This is a genomic window from Pseudoalteromonas sp. SR45-6 (genome assembly GCF_014163545.1).
GTDB lineage: Bacteria > Pseudomonadota > Gammaproteobacteria > Enterobacterales > Alteromonadaceae > Pseudoalteromonas > Pseudoalteromonas rhizosphaerae.
In genome coordinates this window covers 78,193-100,311 of the sequence record NZ_JACJDM010000005.1, presented here as the reverse complement: position 1 = coordinate 100,311, position 22,119 = coordinate 78,193, and the positions used below count along the sequence as shown (strand labels likewise).

At 41.7% G+C, this 22,119-nt stretch carries 15 protein-coding genes; 8 read left to right on the top strand and 7 right to left on the bottom strand.

The window, feature by feature from the left end; translation table 11 throughout:
• Nucleotides 1-121 precede the first annotated feature (121 nt).
• The 5 genes from H5158_RS04120 (at nucleotide 122) to H5158_RS04100 (ending at nucleotide 5,143) form a co-directional block, all read left to right on the top strand.
• A complete protein-coding gene (locus H5158_RS04120) occupies nucleotides 122-1,714 on the top strand; it encodes a DUF4331 domain-containing protein (RefSeq protein ID WP_149979976.1) in 1,593 nt (530 codons plus the stop codon).
• A gap of 11 nt (nucleotides 1,715-1,725) precedes the next feature.
• Nucleotides 1,726-2,241: an Ig-like domain-containing protein gene (locus H5158_RS04115; protein ID WP_149979975.1), complete on the top strand. Its 516-nt coding sequence runs from the start codon at nucleotides 1,726-1,728 to the stop codon at nucleotides 2,239-2,241.
• Between the two features lie 51 nt (nucleotides 2,242-2,292).
• Nucleotides 2,293-3,300 (top strand): hypothetical protein, encoded by a 1,008-nt coding sequence (locus tag H5158_RS04110; protein ID WP_182739506.1) that lies wholly within the window; start codon nucleotides 2,293-2,295, stop codon nucleotides 3,298-3,300.
• Nucleotides 3,297-4,415 (top strand): HupE/UreJ family protein, encoded by a 1,119-nt coding sequence (locus H5158_RS04105; RefSeq protein ID WP_182739505.1) that lies wholly within the window; start codon nucleotides 3,297-3,299, stop codon nucleotides 4,413-4,415. Before H5158_RS04110 ends, H5158_RS04105 begins: the two co-directional genes overlap by 4 nt.
• Before the next feature lie 140 nt (nucleotides 4,416-4,555).
• Complete coding sequence (locus tag H5158_RS04100) at nucleotides 4,556-5,143, top strand: GNAT family N-acetyltransferase (RefSeq protein ID WP_182739504.1); 588 nt, start codon at nucleotides 4,556-4,558, stop codon at nucleotides 5,141-5,143.
• Nucleotides 5,144-5,235: 92 nt separating this feature from the next.
• Here H5158_RS04100 and H5158_RS04095 read toward each other — a convergent pair whose 3' ends face one another.
• The 5 genes from H5158_RS04095 to H5158_RS04075 all read right to left on the bottom strand — a co-directional run bounded on the left by H5158_RS04095 (nucleotide 5,236) and on the right by H5158_RS04075 (nucleotide 13,807).
• Nucleotides 5,236-5,850: a TetR/AcrR family transcriptional regulator gene (locus H5158_RS04095; protein ID WP_182739503.1), complete on the bottom strand. Its 615-nt coding sequence runs from the start codon at nucleotides 5,848-5,850 to the stop codon at nucleotides 5,236-5,238.
• A 137-nt stretch (nucleotides 5,851-5,987) separates the two neighbouring features.
• A complete protein-coding gene (locus tag H5158_RS04090; RefSeq protein ID WP_182739502.1) occupies nucleotides 5,988-7,397 on the bottom strand; it encodes an efflux transporter outer membrane subunit in 1,410 nt (469 codons plus the stop codon).
• A complete protein-coding gene (locus H5158_RS04085; protein WP_182739501.1) occupies nucleotides 7,397-10,528 on the bottom strand; it encodes an efflux RND transporter permease subunit in 3,132 nt (1,043 codons plus the stop codon). The genes H5158_RS04090 and H5158_RS04085 overlap by 1 nt, the downstream gene beginning before the upstream one ends.
• Before the next feature lie 12 nt (nucleotides 10,529-10,540).
• Nucleotides 10,541-11,698 (bottom strand): efflux RND transporter periplasmic adaptor subunit, encoded by a 1,158-nt coding sequence (locus H5158_RS04080; protein WP_182739500.1) that lies wholly within the window; start codon nucleotides 11,696-11,698, stop codon nucleotides 10,541-10,543.
• Nucleotides 11,699-12,106: 408 nt separating this feature from the next.
• Entirely contained in the window at nucleotides 12,107-13,807 is a 1,701-nt protein-coding gene (locus tag H5158_RS04075; protein ID WP_182739499.1) for a cyanophycinase, read from the bottom strand.
• Between the two features lie 339 nt (nucleotides 13,808-14,146).
• Here H5158_RS04075 and H5158_RS04070 point away from each other — a divergent pair, with 339 nt between their 5' ends.
• The 3 genes from H5158_RS04070 to iadA all read left to right on the top strand — a co-directional run bounded on the left by H5158_RS04070 (nucleotide 14,147) and on the right by iadA (nucleotide 19,853).
• Nucleotides 14,147-17,104 carry a TonB-dependent receptor domain-containing protein gene (locus H5158_RS04070; protein ID WP_182739498.1) on the top strand — a complete coding sequence of 986 codons (2,958 nt, stop codon included), beginning with the start codon at nucleotides 14,147-14,149 and terminating at the stop codon, nucleotides 17,102-17,104.
• Between the two features lie 163 nt (nucleotides 17,105-17,267).
• Entirely contained in the window at nucleotides 17,268-18,674 is a 1,407-nt protein-coding gene (gene yfcC, locus H5158_RS04065; protein WP_182739497.1) for a putative basic amino acid antiporter YfcC, read from the top strand.
• Between the two features lie 12 nt (nucleotides 18,675-18,686).
• Nucleotides 18,687-19,853, top strand: coding sequence for a beta-aspartyl-peptidase (gene iadA, locus H5158_RS04060; RefSeq protein WP_149979968.1), 1,167 nt, complete (start codon nucleotides 18,687-18,689; stop codon nucleotides 19,851-19,853).
• Between the two features lie 26 nt (nucleotides 19,854-19,879).
• On the opposite strand, the gene H5158_RS04055 is transcribed toward iadA, so the two are convergent.
• On the bottom strand, nucleotides 19,880-21,178 hold the full coding sequence (locus H5158_RS04055) for a hemolysin family protein (RefSeq protein WP_149979967.1): 1,299 nt from the start codon (nucleotides 21,176-21,178) through the stop codon (nucleotides 19,880-19,882).
• A 131-nt stretch (nucleotides 21,179-21,309) separates the two neighbouring features.
• Nucleotides 21,310-22,092, bottom strand: coding sequence for an ABC transporter substrate-binding protein (locus H5158_RS04050; protein ID WP_259398738.1), 783 nt, complete (start codon nucleotides 22,090-22,092; stop codon nucleotides 21,310-21,312).
• Nucleotides 22,093-22,119 lie beyond the last annotated feature (27 nt).

Genomic DNA, 22,119 nt, shown 5'->3' with positions numbered 1-22,119 from the left:
TAAATTCAACGAGGTAATTTTAAATATACATTCCATTAATATTTTTTACTTTTTATTGCATCCAATGGTAATTGCTTTGCGTATTAGTAGTGACCACTATCTAAAACTAAAGGACAAAGTCATGAAAGCTTTAACTCCCTCAATATTAGCAGTTGTAGTATGTAGTACCTTAGTAAGCGTCCCATCAGAGGCGTCAAGTCACCGTGAAGCTCCAAATATCAGTCGCTTCCCGACTTTAGATTCAACAGATTTTTATGCATTTAACAGTTATGAACAAGGCCGTGGTGATTATGTCACCCTGATTGCAAACTATATTCCATTGCAAGATGGCTATGGCGGACCTAACTATTTTGCCATGGATCCTGATGCAACCTACAGCATCCATATTGATAACGATGGCGATGCGATTGAAGATATTAGCTTCGCCTTTAACTTCAAAAGTATGCTGCCTAATGACAATCAAGGTGTTGCATTAACCGTTGGCCCTGAAGGCAACCAACGTACTGTTGCTGTACCACTCAAAAATGTTGGTGGTGTTGCAGCTGGCAATAATGCCGCAGTTAACTTTAGCGAATCATACACTATGACGATGATCGCTGGTGATCAGCGTACAGGTAGCAAAACCATGCTAACTAATACCATGACCAGCAGTAATGAATTCCACAAGCCACTTGATTATATTGGCGATAAAACGTTTTCATCAATGGATGGTTATAAAAGCTACGCAGCGCAATTTGTATATCAAGTAGCGATCCCAGGCTGTGACGGTATGGCAAAAGTATTTGTTGGCCAACGTAAAGACCCATTCGTAGTGAACCTAGGCAAAACCTTTGACTTAGTGAACTATGTGCCGGTAGAAGGCGACAGTGCGCCGGGCGCAGGTGATGGCGCGGGCTTCCCTGGAGGCATTACACAATCGGCAGATAATGATGACTTAGCAGATAAAAATGTGACCGCAATTGCTATCGAAGTACCTAAAAGCTGTGTAGTTGGTAATGGCAACGGCACTATTGGTACATGGACTACAGCAAGCTTACCGCAGGCGCGTATTCTAAACCCGAATGCTAAATTTGCTAACAATGCAGTAAACGGTGGTGCGCTTACTCAAGTATCTCGTTTAGGTAATCCACTTGTTAATGAGTTGGTAATTGGTTTAAAAGACAAAGATACCTTCTCAAGTTCACAGCCTAAAGACGATGCTCAATTTATTGATTATGTTACCCACCCTTCTTTACCAGAGCTTTTAAATATTCTGTTTAAAGATGCGGTTAATACCACCTTAGGGGCAAATCTAGCGACCCTTGCACCAACGAATTTTCCACGTAATGACTTAGTAACTGCATTTCTAACTGGTTTCCCGGGCGTTAATCAATTAGCCACTGTTACAGGTGCTGAAATGTTACGTTTAAACACAGCAATTGCAGCTAAAGCACAGGCAGATCAATCAGCATTTGGTGTTGCTGGTGATGATTTAGCCGGTTTCCCAAATGGCCGTCGTCCTGGTGATGATGTAGTTGATATTGCGCTACGTGTGGTAATGGGTCGCTTATGCTACCCAATTCCAGTAAATGGCACAAATACTGATTTAGGCCTGTGTACATCTGATGATGCCAGTGTAGGTAACGTACCATTTACCGATGGTGCACCAGTGAACGCTACGATGATGGATGCAAGCTTTCCATATCTAGCAACTCCACTTGCAGGGTCTAAATAAGGAGAACACTCATGCAACATTTTAAATTATCACATCTTGGGTTATTGCTTGCTGCGCTTACACTCAGCGGCTGTAGCAATGATGACGACCATAACACCGTCGAGATACCACCGATGGTAAATAAAGCACCTACAGCAACAGCTGATATGGTAACCACACAAACCGAAGTTGTAATTGAAGACATGCTACAAGGTTCTGATCCTGAAGGAGATACTCTTACCTTCAGTCTGGTTACTGAGCCAATGCTAGGCATGGTAGTGGTTAATAGTGATGGTAGTTACACCTATACGCCGAACCTTGAAACTACTGGCTCTGATAGCTTTACCTTTGCAGTCAGTGATGGGGTAAACAGCCAAGTTACTGCGATGGTTGATATCACTATTGAAGCACTTGAAGTCGATTTTGCACTACTAGGCCGTGCAGCATTTAACCAAGCGGCTACCGATAAGCCACTGAGTGTGAACGGCCGTACATTCACAAATGCGGATGAAAATGCCACATTTGACGATTTGTTAGGTAACAACTAAATCACACAATAATACTTGCAGGCCATGGATGGCCTTTTTAAGGAGAATGCTATGATCACCCGTGCTTTTACTTACCTTTGTTTATTGATCTCAGTTAATGCAGGGGCTGAACCTTATACGCCAGCAGATGACGAGATCATCGCAAAAGCCCGCGCAATAAATACCGCACACCTTAATCAAGACGAATTAATGACGTTACTGATAAATAGCCAACAAGTAGGTCAAACTGAGCTTCGCCAAGGCTTATTAAAAAACCAGTTACAGCAGCGCTATGCGCAATCTCCCACACCACAAATTGGCTACATGTATGCACGCGTTTTACAACGTGAACATCAATTTTCAGCAGCCTTAGCAATCACCGATGCAGTACTAAAACGCGATCCTAACCATGTTAACACCCATCTATTACGCGCCAATATGCTAATGGTTCAAGGTGACTTTAAAGCCGCTAAACAACAATGCTTAAAACTCTTGGGTCTAACAGCAATGGATGTAATTAATACCTGTACATTTGATGTACTAAGCCAAGACGGTCAATTAGCACAAAGTTATCAAAGTTTAGCGAACAGTATTACAAGTAATAAACAAAGCGATGATACCCGCCATGTATTGGCTGAAATGGCACTGAGACTCAATAAACCCGATGAAGCGCTCGCTCATATCCAGTCATTGCCATTAAAAACAGCCCCCGTCAGCCTTGTAGTGTTATGGGCAGATATTTATTTAGCGCAAGGGAATTATCAAAAAGTCCTAAACACTTTGCCTGCACTGGTAAATGATCAACAAAATTTAGAAGATGCCTTGTTGCTGCGCTTGGCAATTGCAGAGCAACACTACAACGATACCTCGCTGAAACAATGGCAAAATTTAATGGCGCAAAGAGTGGCGCTGCGTGAATTACGTCAAGACCGTTTTCATGCCAGTGATTTAGCTCACTATTATTTAGACATCAATAAACAGCCAGAAAAAGCCCTATACTGGGCAAAAATAAATTGGCAACAAGCTAAGCTTGATGCCGATCAGCAATTACTTACACGTGCGCAAGGAGCCTCTTTATGAACGCATTTGTAACTGCGTTTTTTTGTAACCTGTGTTTATTTTTCATGTTACAAGGAACAGCTCAAGCACACCAATTAAGTACCAGCTATATTAATTTAAACGCAACCGATGACAGCCATTTTACGGGTAGTTGGCAAATCAACGTTGCCGATTTAGAGCAACAGGTGGCGTTTGATTTAAATCAAGATGGGGCTATCGCATGGCATGAGATCAATGCAAAACATAGCGCCATAAGTGATTTTGTCCTGACCTCACTGACAGTAACATCAGCGGACAAGCAAGCATGTACGCTTACCAGCGACGCTCCGTTGCAGCTTGATACTCATTTTAATCAACCCTATGTAGTTGTTCAATTGCAATTATCCTGCCCAGCTCTGGACACCAACCACAGCGCCATAGCATTTCATTATCAGGCATTTTTCGATACTGATGCCAATCATAAAGCAATTGTCACTATCAATGATCAAACTCGTGTGATGAGTAAAAATAATACCCTTCAAACTTTTGATTTTACTAAAAGCAGTTACCTCACCACTTTTAATCAATATGTTTACCAAGGAGTGCTGCATATTTGGCTCGGACTTGACCATATCTTATTTTTAATTGCATTGTTGCTTACCTGTGTATTAGTAAAAAAATCAGCAAAATGGCAAGGTGTAGAATCAAAAGTCACGATCTTCAAACACACCGCATGGATAGTTACCGCATTTACTTTGGCGCATTCAATCACTCTGACCGCCACTGCAATACAATTAGTTACACCTAACAGTCGCTGGGTAGAACTGGGGATCGCTATATCTGTGTTGTTTGCAGCTCTTAACAATATTTGGCCATTAGTTGTGCGTTTAGGCTGGGTCACATTCGCCTTTGGTTTATTACATGGCATGGGCTTTGCGAGTGTATTAGGTGAATTAGGGCTATCCAGTGACTATCAATTACTCAGCGTGCTAGCATTTAATTTAGGTGTAGAGATAGGCCAACTGGCTATATTAGCAGTTACATTACCAGTCCTTATTTGGGCAAGAAACTATCACTGGTATCAAAAATGGGTGATGCCTGCAGGCTCACTCGCCATCGCGATCATCGCGGTGCAGTGGTCAATAGAACGGATTTGAGGGTATTGATTTATAGCTGAAATCAACAAATTAATTGTAAAATTCACTGTGTAAGTTGCTATCATTGAATCCTTAAAGGATCATCTCTATGTACAAAACGTTGAGATATTAAACAATGGTTTTAGGAGTAAGGGAAATATATGCAGTGGTTAAAACCAATGCCATTGGTTGGGCACTTTATAACGCTTGAGGTGTTAAGCTTACATCATATAGATGAATTAAAACATGCGGTGCTTGATGGAGAGTCTTGGAAATTATGGTATGCCAATGTTCCTTCGCCAGAACAAATGCACAGTTATGTTGAGCGGGCAATTATTGAAGCCAAAAACGGCAATAGCGCCTTCGCCGTAAGGTGTAATAGTAGCCATAAAATAGTTGGCACAACTCGATTCTATAACGTAGACGCACAGCATCAGCGCGCATTACTAGGCTACACATGGTATGCCAAGGCTGTACGAAGAAGTCCTGTAAATACTGAATGTAAACTTTTGATGTTGCAGTATTTATTTGATACTCACAATGCCATTGCAGTTGAGTTTAGAACACACTTTTTTAATCAAAAGTCGCGAAAGGCAATTGCAAGGCTAGGCGCTAAACAAGATGGTATTTTACGCAGCCATCAAATAACAAGTGATGGATCGATTCGCGATACTGTTGTTTATTCAATTATTGCATCAGAGTGGCCAGCCGTGAAGAATCATTTACTGAACAAACTAAAATATACTTAACTTATAATTTAAGGTATTACGCTTTAAGCCAAAAATTAACTCAGCAAAGAAGATTAAACGACACCTCTTTGCGGTTAAGGGCTCGGCTCTAATTAGAACGGTACAAGCAACACCCGCATTGCCGGGCGAAGCGCTAATAATAGCGTGGCTTTATCAACATGTGGATTAAGCGTTTTACGTATGGTGATCCCATTTATCATTGCAAACATCACTTCGATACGGCTTTCAAGTTCAGTTGCACTAAGGTCTTTTATCAAACTGCGTTCACTCAATAAAAGATTTCGCATTTTCTCTCTGGCGTAACAATCAGACTTTCGCAACTGCTCTGCCACTTTATCGTTGCGCGCAGCTTCAGCGAACATCTCTAAATCGAGTGCTCCTTGGTTTACATCAGTATGATGATCCACTGCGTGGTCTAAACCATCGAGTAGAATCGTTACTAAGTCACCAGGTTGATCTTCATACTCCTGAAAAATAGAGAACAGTTTTTCCATATCCTGTTCTATAATCGATTCAATGATCGCTTCTTTACTGGCAAAGTAATTGTAAATATGTCCTGCGCTCATCCCTGCGGTCTTTGAGATCTCGGCCATTCCTGCGCCATGATAGCCTTTTCGTCTAAAACAATCGGCCGCAGCACTAAGCACTTGCTCACGGCGTGCTTGCACAAGTGCAGGGTCGGTTTGTCTTTTAGATTTTTCTTTCATAGTAACTCCGAAAAGCGCTGCTTTTCTTTAACCTAATAATTATCACTAGCTTATATGCCCTTTTACATCAACTTTGTCAGTTGCCACAAAGAACTTAATAAACTAGTGATAAACTATATAGTGGTGCAGCCTAGCGGCTATTCACTCTGTTGAGCCGATCGTTGCCAACCGCCTCCAACCGCTTTATACAAACTAATTTGGCTCGTAATATAGGCTTTTTTACCGCTAATGAGTTGTTGCCCTGCACTGTACCAATTACGTTGTGCATCCAGCACTTGTAAATAGCTATCGGCGCCTTTTTCAAAGCGAGCTTCAGAGAGTGTAAACGACACTTGATTACTGTTATACAGATCTTCAAGCGCACTTAGCTGCTGCATATAGCCTTCCCTATCGGCAAGCGCATCAGAGACTTCTTTAAATGCCTGTTGAATCGTTTGTTCATAGGTAGTTAGCGCAATCTGTTGTTGAGTTTGCGCAACATCTAAGTTTGCTTGATTACGACCCATATTAAATATCGGTATCGTGATCGATGGCATAAAGCTCCAAGTGCCAGTGCCACTTGAAAACAAATTATCTAGATCACTCGACGCACTCCCTGCATTAGCCGTTAAGCTAATGCTCGGAAAAAATGCCGCCTTCGCAACACCGATATTAGCGTTAGCAGCTAATAACTGAAACTCTGCTGCTTTAATATCAGGACGTTGCTCAAGTAACTCGGATGGTAAGCCTACAGGCACGGTCGGGAAATTTAGTACTTCATCTAAACTCTCAACAGGTAACAACTGCGCTGAAACCGGCTGACCGACTAATAAATCAAGGGCATTTTTATCACGCTTTAACAAGCGCTGATAGTTAGCAATATCAACTTTTGCGGTGGCTACAGTGCTCTCAATTTGTGCCAACGTTAACTTTGATGCCGCGCCAAGTGCATAGGTTTTTTCGGTTAACGCCAGTGATGCCTGCTGACTTTTTAGGGTTTGCGTAGCAAGCGCTAACTGCTCTTTATCAGCAGCGTAATTTAGCCACGCACTTACCAACTCAGAAATTAAGCTAATTTTTACACTCGTTTGAGTTTGCTCTGACGCGTACAAAGTTTGCAGTGCTTGATCAGATTGATTACGAATTTTGCCCCATATATCGAGCTCATACGCGGTCATCCCCACGGTAGCTTGATAGCTATCGCTAATTTGTGCATTACCGGTTGACGTTAAGTCTCCCGGTAAGCGCTGACGCGTGCCCGACGCAGCAAAATCGATTGACGGATATAAGGCAGAGTCTTCGATTTGATAAAGCGCACGAACTTGCTGCACATTAAGTGCGGCAAGTTTAAGGTCTTTATTATGAGCTAATGTTTGTTCAATCAAGTGTTGCAACTTTTCATTCGCAAAAAACTGCTGCCATCTTAAATCAGCCGTATTACCTTGTTCGCTCTGTATTGCGTAGCTATCAGGCACCGGCAACACGATATCCTCAAGCGGTGGAGCCATTTGACAAGCACTGAGCACGAATACGCTTAGACTCGCTAGGCTTAACGTTTTGAATGTCATTATGGTTGCTCCTGTGTCACAGCTTTGTGTTTACCTGGAAAAACTCTGCGCACTAATACAAAGAATAACGGTACAAATATCACAGCCAATATTGACGATGCGAGCGTGCCACCTATGACTGAGATACCTAGAGCATTTTGTGCACCAGAACCAGCACTTGATGCTATAGCTAAAGGTAGAACGCCACAAATAAATGCCATAGAAGTCATTAAAATTGGTCGTAGTCGTAGCTTAACAGAGTTAATTGCAGCATCCACGAGTCCCATGCCCTCATCCATTTTATGGATCGCGAATTCAACAATCAAAATAGCATTTTTAGATGCCAGCCCTATGGTAGTCAACAAGCCTACTTGTAAGTAAATATCATTCGATAAATTACCTATAAAGGCAGCCATTGCAGCGCCAAATACGCCTAAAGGGACAATCATCATTACCGCTGCCGGCACAGACCAACTTTCATATAATGCAGCTAGACATAAAAACACCACCAATAACGACAACGCATATAATAATGGCGCTTGTCCGCCACTTAAACGCTCTTCATACGAAATACCAGTCCATTCAAAGGCAAACCCAGTTGGTAGCTGGCTAACCAACTTCTCCATTTCATCCATAGCTTGACCAGTACTGTAACCTGGCGCTGCTGCACCTTGAATTTCCATCGCTGAAAAACCGTTATAGCGTTCAAGACGCGGCGAACCATACGCCCAGTAAGACTGAGCAAACGCGCTAAATGGCACCATATCGCCATTGCTATTACGTACATACCATTTATCTAAATCTTCCGGCACCATACGAGACTCTGGCGTACCTTGTAAAAACACTTTTTTTACTCGACCACGGTCGATAAAGTCATTCACATAGCTACTACCCCACGCGGTAGACAAAGTACTATTGATATCTGCTTGGGTCAGCCCAAGTGCTTGCGCTTTTGCTAAATCAATATCCAGTTCAAGCTCTGGTTTATCTTCTTGACCATTAGGACGAACGCCCGCTAATACAGGACTTTGTGAAGCCATGCCTAGTAGCATATTTCGCGCTTCGAGTAATTTGTCGTGACCAAGCCCAACCCTATCTTGTAAAAACAAGGTAAAGCCATTGGCAGTACCAAGCTCAACAACCGCAGGTGGTGGGAAAGCAAAAACAAAGGCTTCTTTTATCGTAGAAAAATAACCCATAGCTTTACCTGCAACTGCACCAACCGATAAATCATCGCGTTGACGCTCATCCCAGTGTTTTAAACCAACAAAGCCAAGCGCTGCATTTTGCCCAGAGCCTGCGAAGCTAAAGCCAGTTACACTAAACACAGAACGAACAGCTTCAGACTGATCTTCTAGGAAATGTTTTTCCATTTTCTCAACGACTTTTAATGTCTGCTCAGTGGTTGCTCCTGCTGGTAAACTTACTTGATTGAACAAAATACCTTGGTCTTCATCAGGTAAAAATGCTGAAGGAAGTTGTGAGAAAATATAGATCATACCGCCAACAATTAAGCCGTAACACAATAAATAGCGCTTACTTTGCTTGATCATACGGCTTACAAAGTTTTGTGCGCCGGTATTGGTCTTTTCAAAGCCACGGTTAAAGCCCATAAAAAAGCGACCAATAAATGATGAGTTATTATGTACGTGGCTCGGTTTTAACATGGTTGCACACAGTGCTGGTGTTAAAATAAGTGCCACTAAAACAGATAAACTCATAGCAGTTACTAAGGTTACGGAGAACTGACGATAAATAACCCCTGTAGAGCCTGCAAAGAACGCCATTGGGATAAATACGGCCGATAACACCATTGCAATACCAACCAGTGCACCTTTGATTTCATCCATTGATTTTCGCGTAGCTTCAAGCGGTGAAAGTTTTTCTTCGGTCATCACCCGCTCAACGTTTTCAACCACCACGATGGCATCATCAACTAACAAGCCAATGGCCAGTACCATAGCAAACATGGTCAAGGTATTAATTGAATAACCGAGTACTTGCAGCACAGCAAATGTACCCAATAAAACCACAGGCACTGCAATGGTAGGAATTAGAGTTGCTCTAAAGTTTTGTAAAAACAAGTACATAACTAAAAACACTAACACCACGGCTTCGATTAATGTACTCACTACTTTTTCAATTGATAATGATACAAACGGAGTGGTGTCATAAGGAATAACAGAGGCTAACCCTTCAGGGAAAAAAGGCTCTAGTTCAGCCAATGCAGTTTTAACACCCGCAGCAGTATCAAGAGCGTTTGCACCACTGGCAAGTTTAATACCTAAACCTGACGCTGGTTTACCATTAAAGCGCGCCACAACACCGTAGCTTTCACCGCCAAGTTCGACTTTTGCGACATCGCCTAAGCGAACTACAGAACCATCCTCATTGTTTTTGACAAAAATATTGCGAAATTGTTCTGGTGTTTGTAAGCGACTTTGCGCAGTCACAGTGGCATTAAGCTGCTGCCCTGAAATCGCAGGTAAAGCACCAAGTTGACCTGCCGATACTTGCGCATTTTGAGCACTAATAGACGCACTAATATCTGCAGGAGTCAGTTTATATTTTTGCAGCATACTAGGGTCTAACCAGATACGCATCGCATACTGTGAGCCAAATAACTGCACTTCACCTACGCCATCAACGCGCGACACGATATCTTGCACATTGGATGCAACATAATCACCAATGTCGATATTATTCATGCTGCCATCTTCAGAAACAAAACCAACAACCATTAAAAAGTTACGTGCAGATTTAGCTACTGATACACCTTGGCGTTGCACTTCTTGTGGCAATAACGGGGTTGCCAAGGCAAGTTTATTTTGCACTTGAACTTGTGCAATATCTGGGTCGGTATCAGCATCAAACGTTAGTGTTAAAGTTGCCGAGCCATTTGATTCCGAGGTTGATGACATATACAACAAGCCATCTAATCCTTTCATCTTTTGTTCAATAACCTGCGTAACAGTATCTTCTAACGTACGTGCAGAAGCACCTGGATAATTAGCTTGAACACTAATTGCCGGAGGCGCAATAGACGGATACTGAGCAATAGGTAGCGCTTTAATTGCAAGTATACCCGCCAACATAACAATAATGGCCAGTACCCATGCAAAGATAGGCCGGTCGATAAAAAATCGTGACATTAAAATGCTCCGTTATTGAGTTTTAGCAGCTGAGTCGGCAGGCACTGCATTAACAGGTGCGCCCGGTGCTATTTTTTGTAAACCTTCAACAATCAGTTGATCGCCGTCGTTCAAGCCACTTGTCACTAACCAGTTAGCACCTACTGTGCGGTCAGTTTTTAATACTCGCGCTTCAACAGTATTGTCTTTACTCACCACCATCGCTGTAGGCTCACCTTTGCTATTACGACTCACACCACGTTGTGGTACTAAAATAGCATCAGACTTAACACCTTCAACAACCACAGCTCTGACGTACATACCTGGTAATAATAGCTTTTCTGGATTTGGAAATTCTGCTCGTAAAGTCACTGAGCCAGTGCTTGGATCAACAGCCACTTCAGAAAACTGCAAAGTGCCAGTGTGCGGATACACTGAGCCATCTTCCATAGTGAGTTCAACCTTTGATTGCGCAGTAAGATCTTTGTCAAGCTCACCATTGGCAATCGCTTTTTTCAAGCGAGTCAACTCACTACTTGACTGTGTAAGGTCAATATAAATTGGGTCAAGCTGAGTGACGGTTGCTAACACGGTTGCTTGATTAGCACTTACCAAAGCACCTACGGTCACGTTCGATTTGCCAATTTGACCACTAATAGGTGATGAAACCTTACTATAGTTAAAATTGATCTGTGCGGTTTTAAGCTGCGCTTGAGCCGTTAATAAATCAGCCTGGGCGCCTTTATAGCTTGCGTCGGCTTCATCAAAATCTTGTTGGCTGACCGCTTTTATTGCTAGTAACTCAGAATAACGATCTGATTTAGCCTTTGCATTAGCAATGCTTGCTTGTGCCTTACTAATAGCGGCTTTACTGGTTGCCACTTGCGCTTCAAATGTAGCTGGGTCGATTTGATATAAAGCCTGACCTTTTTTAACTTCAGCACCTTGAGTGAATAAACGTGATTGAATAATACCGCTTACCTGAGGACGAATCTCCGCCACTTGAGACGCAGTTACTCGTCCAGGAAGCTCCTTAGTAAGTGTTAATGGTTGGCTTTTTAATGTAATTACGCCAACAGGAGCTGGCTGCGAAGCAGGCGCATTCGCCTGCTGAGTTTGATCGCAACCGGATAAAGCAACTGCACTTGCCAAAGCGGTGACAGTAAAAAGAACGACGCGAGAACGCTGCATGTTAACTACCCTTAATTTAGAATGAACGATCATTCTAAATTAAATTATTACATTTTCCAATGTTAATTGAGAATTATTTTTAAAAGATCTAAGAGCATGTAAAGTGATGTAAAAAGACTTGACGGTGAGCTAAAAAACAGAACAACTCGATTGCTAATTGCAGGTACAAAAAGAGTTAATTTTATCTTTAATGAGCATAACAATGCAGATGCAGTAAACATTAAAAGTAGTCATTTTGAACGTCTGGAACTAAAAGCGACACAGCAAGCAGATGTTCAATCATCGGTTGTAAGATTTGAGGGTAAATGGGTAGCAATATATCCAAATTGGTGTTGTTGACAATTTAACACATTACTTAGTCATTTAAAGAAAAGCTACTGTGAGTAACAGTAGCTCTTCATCAAAGCATCATTGAATCGTCGTAATATTAACGCTAAGTCGTTCAATTGCACAGCCATAACTGCTTGGACTTATTCTCTGATACTGGGTATTTTTGCTGGCATTTAAAGTCACTATAAACTCATCTTGCTGACCTACCGCTGACTGCTCATTAGCTAAACACATTGCTTGAGTAAGCGAGCGCAATTTAGCATCAGTGAGTATGTTATTAAAACGCTGCATTGGCAAAGGCGGTATTTTAATTGCAGGCAAAGCACTGTCTATAGTACGTTGGTTTAATTGGTAGCCTTGAGGTGTTACATCAATAATCGCACCAGCTGGCCAAAATGAATAATCAAAACTGTATTTATCTTTGCCCTTATTTAAATGCACAACCCCATGCTTACCTAGCACTGTCACAATCGTACTCTGTTGTGATTTTATGAACACTAAAGCTGTCGTTTCATCAACACCAAAGCCATACTGTTGCCCTGTTTTTGCAAGCAATGTCGCTAAACGCACAGTGCGATTTCGCTCACTAAAATGGGTGTCAACTATACCTGCACTAAAGCTGCCCAGCCCACCATTAGTTTGATAGGTTAATGTATCTGCGCTTAGCCCTTGATTACAATCATCTTCACAACGTTCACTCGGTGCAGAAACTGCGTGCGCACCATCACGTAATGCAGCTAAACTAGTGCCATTAGTGATCATAGCAACACTACCAAACTGGTTACTGCCGCCACTTTGAATGGCTGTGCCTGCACTTGTACCTACCAATAGCGGACGTGAACGTATAGCATCGGTCCATGGATACGGCTTGCCCGTATCATCAAATAACACTTTTCGAGTTAAACTTTGATCGCCACCATTGAGCATAATACCTGTTGCTGATTCGATTTTTGCAACTAAATTATCAACACCCGCGTCGCATAGTTGTTGCTCAGCTTGAATACGGTCAGGATAGATTTTGTGGCGATTAAACACCTGCATGTTTTGCTGGCGAAATTGCGCTAGCTTTTCACATTGCCCAGTTGTGATTGCTTGCGCTAATGCCGGAGTTAATGCCAGCCATGAACTTTTAATACGATCAAAATCCAGTAAGCCTTCGTAAAAGTCAGCCGATTCATAAGGGTCGCGACTCGATGCTGTGATAGCTAATAAGCTCGGCTGTTTACTATTTACTTTAGCTGTTGCAGAAATAAAATTAACTATATCATTAGCAGCCGGCTCATTATTTTGTTTACTTTGCACCGTTTCTTTTATGCGCTGGCCTTTAGCATCAACAACCGCCACTTCCAGCATATCAGTGACAAAGTTATATTCTCGATCAGTTAAATTATTGAGCGAGCGGCTATCTAAATCCCGCCAAGCCCATAGCAACGACCCTTTATCGATAAGATTAGGCTGTTGCTTGGCAATTTTTGATAAAACCCGCAAGGTTTCATTGCGATTATTAGTACTATCATCAGGCCATTGGCTTTTTATTTCTTGTAGTGCTTTGCCCGTCAATTGAAATTGATTCGCTTTTTTTCCTATTAATGATGTTTTTTCAATGCAATTTTTAGGACTAAAACTTGAACAAGTCGTTAATGCACCACCAATTAACAGCAAGGTTTGCTCAGTTTGACTTGCAGATATATTCGCCGAAAAAGCGGCCATTACCAGTGTAAAAGCAGCAAAAAAACCACATTTAGAGCTCTTTGTAAGATGTTCCCGAAAGTTTTCCATAATGTTATACTCATGTAAAAAATGATAAAAAATAGCTTGCAGTAAAACTTTATGCTTGCTATAAAAATAAGGAACTTTTAAATCGCGAGTAAGCTAGCACCCAAATACTAGCTTTGTCAAAAACCTTTTGGATTGGAATTATGTTTAAAAACGCAACATCGCTGTGTACATATTTCTACTCTCCTCACTACCTTTCGGAGTGGTTTGACGAGTAGCCACTGCCTCACATTCTCTGTGAGGGGCTAACTGTGTCTATCGATCACGGCCCTGTCTAAATAATCAAAAAATAAGCACTGTACAGTACGCCTGTGCTTAAAATAAAGACAAAGGTAAACCAATATGTTTCGTCAATTAACAATTGCAACGGCAATAAGCGCAGTGCTTTGCCCAACTTTTTTGTATGCGCAAGAAAACACTAAAGCTGAAAACATTGAGCGAGTAGAAGTCACCGGATCACGTTTAAAAGGCGTCGATCTTGAAGGAACGATTCCACTAACGGTATTAGACCAAGATGCCATCAAACGCTCTGGCGCCAACACGATTCACGAATTACTAAAGGATTTATCCGTGTTCAAAGGTGGTAGCGGCACTTTTTCCACTTCAGAAAGCGGTGGCACGTCCACCTCAACACCTGCGGGACAATCTGCGGCAAGCCTACGAGGCATGGGCCCATCAGCCACATTAACACTGATTAATGGTCGCCGTGTTGCGCCCAGTTCATTTGCCGCTGGCACGGAAAACTTTGTCGATGTGAACTCAATTCCACTTGCAGCTATCGAGCGTATTGATATTCTTGCAACCGGTGCATCAGCGGTTTACGGTGCAGATGCCGTAGCAGGTGTAATTAACTATATTTTAAAAGATGACTTTGAAGGCGCTGAAGTAAACGCATCCTACGCAAATAGCTTTAACAGCCATGACGAAGGTAAAAAACAGCTTAACCTAGTATACGGTACAAAAATTGGTGAGAGTAACTTAACGGTTTTTGCCGATATTTTTGACCGTAACGCATTTAAAGCAACCGATCGAGATTTCACTGCATCATCACCACTGGTGAATAGTTATTCGTACTTACCAAAACTTGAAAACGCGCCAAATATTTATTATTACAGCTCGCGTGATGGGAATGAATTGCCAGCGCCAAATTGCCAGACTGAATTAGTTACAACTGAACTTGGTGAAGATATTTGTGCCTATTACCCAAATCAAGACGATTATCTGGATACGCCATTCGAAAGTCTATCGACTGGCTTTATGTTCAATAGCAGCTTAGGCGGTCTTGATTGGCATACTGACTTTTTCTATAGCCAAACAAAGGCAAAAGCGTACTCGTCACCCTCACCGATTAATCAAATAAATGATGAAGATGGCCCTTTCATTTTAGAAGATGCGCTGTTCATTTATGATAATGCAGATGGCAGTAATGATTTGATGGATCAGTTGTATATTGACCCATTTGATACGCAAGCTGGCCGCGAAGTTTATGGCTTTGGCTTTGATGCGCGTTTTAATGCCCCACGTACTGTCGAAGTAGAAACTAAAAACTTCCGCTTAGTGAGTAGCCTTGCAGGTGATGTTGGTGACTGGAGCTGGGAGTCAGGCGTAACCTTTTCTCGCTCAAGCTCTGAGCAAGAAGCCATTGATGGTATTTACAATCGCTATCAATTTCATGCCGGCATTACTGGTGAACTATGCTCAGACGGTACATTAGCAAACTACGACGGCGCGAACCTTAACTGTGTATCAGGCGATTTACTGCCATTTTATAATCCATTTGTGCAAGGCGATGCCGCCAACGATGCGGTTTTAGCAACGGCACAGGCACGTCCAACACGCAGTGGCGAAAGCACCGTATACGGCTGGGATGCAAACTTTAACGGTGAACTATTCACCTTTAATGATTTACCCGCTTATGCATCATTTGGAGTTGAAGCTCGCCGTGAAGAATTAACTGACATTCCATCACTTGACTCGCAAGCACGCCCTGAAAACCGCTACTTAGTGGATGTATTTGGTTTTGGCTCGAGCTTATCAGAGGCTGATCGCACTCAATACGCGGCGTTCGCAGAAATAAGTGTATCATTGACCGATCAAGTTGAGCTACAGGCGGCAGGACGTTACGATCATTATGACGATTTTGGCGGCACCTTTAATCCAAAAATAGGCTTAAGCTATCGTCCTAACGACTCGTTAGTGTTACGTGGCTCATGGTCTACGTCATTCCGTGCCCCTTCTCTTACGCAAGCTGGTGTTAAATTAAGAACCACTCAATCAACCTTCGATTGCGGTGCTAACCAAGCAGTATCTGATCTTTATTGTATGGGCCAAGGAACAGAGGTAAGTGTTAACTCACTCGAGCTTGGAAATAAAAATCTTAAAGCAGAAGAATCAGAAGCTATTAGTGTTGGTTTTGCTTGGAGCCCAAGCGCTGATACTAACCTAACCGTTGATTACTGGCAGTTTGATCACGAAGAAGTGATTGATACTAATATGACTGCGGTGCTAGATCGTGCCATTACTGATGCATCACTGCGCCATTGCGGTATTGTCCCAGAAGGCGAGCAAGGTATTTCTTACGAAAATGAGCTATGTGGTGTCTTTGACAATAGCGGTTTAAATATCGAGCAAGATGGCGCTAATCTTACTGAGATTTTAGCTAACTATGTTGATGAAGATAACAAAGCTGGCGATAAAAACCCAGATAACTTTAATCCCCGTCCTGGTGAAGACTACTTACCCTTATTCCGCGACCATGTCATTCCGCTTGAAAATACCGGCACACAAACGTTAGCGGGTATTGATATTAAATTTGACCATCGCTTTGCGTTATCTGGCGGCGACTTAACCTTCGCTTTTGACGGTACTCACTACCTTGAATTTGAACGCAACAAACCGGGCTCAGACTCAATTGAAAAGCTAGTGGGTACATATCGCTACCCTGAAAACATCGGTCGTATGTCAATCGATTGGGAAGCTCAAAGCTACTACCTAAACCTTGGCGCAAATTACACCAGCAGCTATGATGATGACATTGAAGGACTTCGAGGCCGTGAAATTGATGAACTGGAAAGTTTAGGTAAACTTGACTCACAAGGTAATCATCAAGTTGACGATTGGCTCGTATGGGATTTATCTGCAGGTTACTACGTAAATAAAGCCCTTACCTTAAGAGCGCGCATTGATAATATTTTTGACAAAGAGCCGCCACAGCTATACGGCTCAAGTCGTGGTTTTGATTCTATAAACCATAATGCTTATGGCGCGCGTTATACATTTAGTGTCAGCTATCGTTTCTAAAAATTATACGCGCAGCACTAGTCGCTGTGCGTAACACCATCCAAATTGTACTAAGTGGCTTTGCTTTGTAGAGTAAGGTCACTTATTCAAATAAACTTCGTGTTAAAATAAGCAGGTGTGCGGCTTAGTCTAAGCAACCTATTTCTTTGCGAAAAGTGAAATTATGAAAAACAAACAATTTACTATGCCTGATGCAAGTATCATCTTGTTATCAGTTGCATTAATTGCCTACTTGGCAACCTTGTTTATTACTCCTGGGATGTTTAACGCCCAAAAAGATAGCCACAGTGTTGAACTTTCTCAATACCAAACAGTGGCTGTAAGCGAGCAAACGCCGCTGTTTGCTGAAGGCGGTGAAATTGGCCTGGCAAATGTGTTGTTTGAAGGTTTAGTATCGGGTGACAAGTACGGCGCAACCATCGGTGTCATGGCATTTATATTAATTACCGGCGGCGCGTTCGGTATCATTATGAAAACAGGCGCAATTAATAACGGTATTATGGCGCTTATCAATAAAACTCAGCGAGTTGAATGGCTGTTTCTACCATTATTATTTGTGTTATTTTCGTTAGGTGGCGCAGTATTTGGTATGGGCGAAGAAGCCATTGCTTTTTGTATTGTCTTACTACCGATCATGAAACAGCTCGGCTATGATGCCAAAGTAACGGTTTTAACTACGTATGTTGCCACACAAATTGGCTTTGCAACGTCTTGGATGAATCCTTTTAGTATTGCAATTGCACAATCTATTGCTGAAATACCAGTTTTTTCTGGTGCTGGCTTTAGAATGATCGCATGGGTTGTGTTTACACTATTTGGTTTATTTTTTACTATACGTTATGCCAACTCGATCAGAACCATTAACACCGCGCAAAGCGACTCCCATACTGATATAAAATTAGATACCGCCGATAAACTTATCTTGATTACTTTTATAACGGGTATTACTTGGGTTGTGTGGGGTGTGATGGCGCGCCAATACTATATTCCAGAGCTCGCAGCACAGTTTTTTTGTATTGGTGTGCTCAGTGCTTTTATCGCCAGTATTTTTAATAAACAAACAGCTAACCAAAGTGCTGATGCATTTAAACATGGCGCACAAGAATTGTTGCCCGCAGCCATGTTAGTCGCTCTTGCCAAAGGGGTGGTATTATTACTTGGCGGCAGTGATTTAAATGCACCGTCAACCTTAAATACATTACTTTATCATAGTGCTAGTAGTATCGCTGCGGTACCAGACTTTGTTGCGGCATGGGGAATGTTATTATTTCAAAGTGTGTTTAACTTTTTTGTTTCTTCAGGGTCAGGTCAAGCCGCTATCACTATGCCACTGATGTCTCCATTAGGCGATTTACTCAATGTCTCACGACAAATTGTGGTATTAGCTTTTCAGTTTGGCGATGGCTTAACTAATATATTCATTCCAACCTCAGCCAGCTTGATCGGTTGCTTAGGTATTGTAAAGCTTGATTGGAGCGAATGGGCAGCCTTTATTTGGCGTTTCACTTTAGCATTATTTACTTTAGCAAGCGGCTTCATATTTCTTGCTTATTTTATCAATTATCAATAAAAAGACTTCACTATGTTGACATTAATTCGAGGTGCAAACCTTTATACTCCAAGCCCTCAAGGGCAGATGGATGTACTCATCGCTGGTTCTAAAGTGATTGATTTTCGAACCGAGATCAAACTAGAAAGTAATACCGAAGTAAAGATTATCGATGGCCGAGGAAACATTCTAGTACCAGGCTTTGTTGACTCTTTGGTCCATATTACAGGCGGTGGCGGCGAAGCAGGTTTTACTAGTCGAACGCCAGAAATGAACTTAACTGATGCCACCTTAGCAGGTATTACAACCGTTATTGCAGCGCTGGGCACTGATTCAAGCAGTCGCACACTAACCAACTTAGTTGCTAAAGCGAAAGGCTTAAAAGAGCTTGGTCTTAATGTATTTTGCCATACTGGCTCTTATCACTTACCCGCTAAAACACTGACGGGTAGTATTACAAATGACCTAATGTATATTGACGAGTTTATTGGCGTAGGCGAAGTGGCAATTTCAGATCACCGTAGCAGCCAACCCACCGTTCAACAACTCGCAGAGTTGGCAGCAGAAGCAAAAGTCGCCGGCATGCTAAGCGCAAAAAAAGGCACCGTGAGCATTCATGTCGGCCCCGTTAATAGTCACTTAGCGATTCTGCATGAGGTTGATAAAAATACTGATATTTCATTGAGTCAGTTTTATCCAACACACATGAATAGAAATAAAGCGCTGCTTGACGCTGGGATTTTATTTTGTGAAGCCGGCGGTACAATTGATTTTACCACCAGCACAACTGAGTATGATCTTGCTCATGGCGAATATGCTGCCGCGCAAGCGTTAGCTTACTGTTTAACACACAATGTTAAGCCAACACAATTGACTATGAGTTCAGATGGCCATGCCAGCCTGCCAATATTTGACGAGCAATTTAATTTGCTCGGGCTTGAAATTGGTAAAGAAGCCTCTCTGTTAGGTGCTTTTCAACAAGCTGTACATCAATATGAGGTGAGTATAGAGCACGCATTAATGGCCATAACCACTAATCCCGCTAATGTACTGGGGATTAAAAAAGGCACTATTAGCAAAGGCTCAGACGCCGACTTAGTTTTACTTGATAGCAACACTTTAGCGCCACAACATGTATGGAGTAATGGCATTCATATGGTTGAGCACGGCTTTGCAATAATAAAAGGCGCTTTTGAATAAATAATGAGGCGCATAGCGCCTCACGTTTATTGTAAGGCTGGTTCTACCGGTAGTATTTTAGACACCAATAACTGTTCAACTCGGATCCCTTCAACATCCACAACTTCAAATTTAAAACCTGCGTATTGAATATATTCTGCTCGTTTAGGAATTCGCTTCATGGTATAAATTAAAAATCCGGCAACAGTTTCATAATGCATTTGATCTGGAAATTCATCCACACCGAGCACTTTTGCCAGCTCAACGGCTGGGGTTAAACCATCAACTAACCATGAATTTGCATCACGTGCGATAATTAATTCATCACCATTATGGGTGATCAAATCTCCCATAAAGCCTTTCATAAGATCTTTAACTGTCACAATTCCCACGACAAGTGCGTATTCATTTACCACCACTGCGAAGGGTTTTGCTGCGCCTTTAAAGGCATTTAATGCCTCTGACAAACTCAGTGTTTCTGGTAGATAAAAAATCTCTTTTTCGAGCATTTCGTCGTTAATATTCGCTGCATCGCCTTTGAGCACTTGGCGAAGAATATCTTTTGATTCAACTGAGCCAATTAATTTATCTAAATTGCCATTGCATACCAAAAAATGATTATGTGGATGATCAATGATTTTGCCCGAAATACTATCGCTGGCTTCGTTAATATCAAAGTAGACTATTTGATCTCTAGGTGACATTACACTCGATAAAAAGCGCGCTTCTAAATCAAATACATTACCAATTAAATCATATTCTTGTTGTTGTAAGCTGCCATATTCTGCGCCTGCATCCATCATTGCGACTATGTCTTCGGTGGTTACAATGTCTTCACGCTCTGCCGGCACATTGAATAAGCGTAAAACAATGTTAGTTACACCATTAAAAAACAATACTAACGGTGTTAATGCATACGTTACCCAACGCATAATCGTGACTACGCGAACCGCAACAGCCTCTGGTAGGATCATAGCTAAGCGTTTTGGTAATAAATCAGCAAATAAAATAAACAATGAAGTAATTGTCAAAAACGACAGTAAAAAGCTAATTTGCGCCAGTAACGGTCCTTGATAAAATAACACAAGCACACTTTCAACATAAGGTGAAAGCGCTTGTTCGCCCACTATACCGCCTAAAATAGCAATTGCATTAAGGGCAATTTGGATCATGGCAAAAAAAGCACCGGGTTGCTCTTGCAGCTTTAACACTGCAGCCGCTTTAGCATTGCCTTCGTCAGCCATGACTCTTAATTTAATTTTACGTGATGCTGCGATGGCGATTTCCGACATAGCAAATAACGCACTGATCAAGATTAATAAACCAATCCCGATTAAGTCACCCATTTATAACTCCAAAAATAAGCGCTTTTATAAGCAAAAGCAGCTGGATTATAACCCCTTTTAAAGGTTGGGCAATTTAAATTTAATTAATATTAAAAGTAATTAAATATCAGTGCATTACCAACAATAAAAGCTTACTGATACGCGTTGAATGCGTTGCTGAGTTTGGTTTGAGTTGGCTTATCTAGCGCTTTGTTACAAGCAAAATACAGTGCTGGTTGCGTGATCTTGAGTCTTAAAATTGGTGTTAACTTGTCAGTAACCTGCCTTTTAGACTGTTCAAATTTAACGCGTTGTTCAGGTAATACGACGATATCGATAGTGCTTTGACGGCTTTGAACTATTTTAAAAATATTATCAAAACTATTCATCAGCATTAGATTTACACCTTCTTCAAAGCCCTGTGATAATAAAAAGTGATGGCTGTAATTATCTTTTAATACCGCAATTCGGTATTGCTTTGCTTGCTCTAGGGAATCGATAACGATGCTTTTCGAATTCAAAGCATAAAGATAAGTGTTCAACTGTGCTAATTCTGCAATCCAAATAAATTGCTTTTCACGAGAAGTTGAGCGCGCCATAGAAAAAATGCACGTTTGCGGATCGCGCAGTACCATATTAAATGCGGTACTCCAACTATACACTGAGATTGTATAATCGAGTGTTGAAGAAGCTAACACCATTTGAACTTTATCAGCGATATAGCCAACAAGTTGTTCGTTTTCATCAAGATATTGAGCAGGCGGAAAATATTCCGTCACCACATTTAATTTAGCGAGACTTTGATTACTTAAGATTATAAATAAAAAATAACACCACTTAGCCACTCTTGCCCCACCGATTATTACTTTAAGCATCTGTTGATGTAAATTAAATATAACGGCAAATAGCTGATTTGTGAATTTAAAAAGCAGCATGCCGTAGCAGGCTGCTTAAATGAACTG

Bases quoted from the DNA above. Each gene is read 5' to 3' on its own strand.
- H5158_RS04120 (WP_149979976.1), top strand. From the start codon at position 122: ATGAAAGCTTTAACTCCCTCAATATTAGCAGTTGTAGTATGTAGTACC.
- H5158_RS04115 (WP_149979975.1), top strand. From the start codon at position 1,726: ATGCAACATTTTAAATTATCACATCTTGGGTTATTGCTTGCTGCGCTT.
- H5158_RS04110 (WP_182739506.1), top strand. From the start codon at position 2,293: ATGATCACCCGTGCTTTTACTTACCTTTGTTTATTGATCTCAGTTAAT.
- H5158_RS04105 (WP_182739505.1), top strand. From the start codon at position 3,297: ATGAACGCATTTGTAACTGCGTTTTTTTGTAACCTGTGTTTATTTTTC.
- H5158_RS04100 (WP_182739504.1), top strand. From the start codon at position 4,556: ATGCAGTGGTTAAAACCAATGCCATTGGTTGGGCACTTTATAACGCTT.
- H5158_RS04095 (WP_182739503.1), bottom strand. From the start codon at position 5,850: ATGAAAGAAAAATCTAAAAGACAAACCGACCCTGCACTTGTGCAAGCA.
- H5158_RS04090 (WP_182739502.1), bottom strand. From the start codon at position 7,397: ATGACATTCAAAACGTTAAGCCTAGCGAGTCTAAGCGTATTCGTGCTC.
- H5158_RS04085 (WP_182739501.1), bottom strand. From the start codon at position 10,528: ATGTCACGATTTTTTATCGACCGGCCTATCTTTGCATGGGTACTGGCC.
- H5158_RS04080 (WP_182739500.1), bottom strand. From the start codon at position 11,698: ATGCAGCGTTCTCGCGTCGTTCTTTTTACTGTCACCGCTTTGGCAAGT.
- H5158_RS04075 (WP_182739499.1), bottom strand. From the start codon at position 13,807: ATGGAAAACTTTCGGGAACATCTTACAAAGAGCTCTAAATGTGGTTTT.
- H5158_RS04070 (WP_182739498.1), top strand. From the start codon at position 14,147: ATGTTTCGTCAATTAACAATTGCAACGGCAATAAGCGCAGTGCTTTGC.
- yfcC (WP_182739497.1), top strand. From the start codon at position 17,268: ATGAAAAACAAACAATTTACTATGCCTGATGCAAGTATCATCTTGTTA.
- iadA (WP_149979968.1), top strand. From the start codon at position 18,687: ATGTTGACATTAATTCGAGGTGCAAACCTTTATACTCCAAGCCCTCAA.
- H5158_RS04055 (WP_149979967.1), bottom strand. From the start codon at position 21,178: ATGGGTGACTTAATCGGGATTGGTTTATTAATCTTGATCAGTGCGTTA.
- H5158_RS04050 (WP_259398738.1), bottom strand. From the start codon at position 22,092: ATGCTGCTTTTTAAATTCACAAATCAGCTATTTGCCGTTATATTTAAT.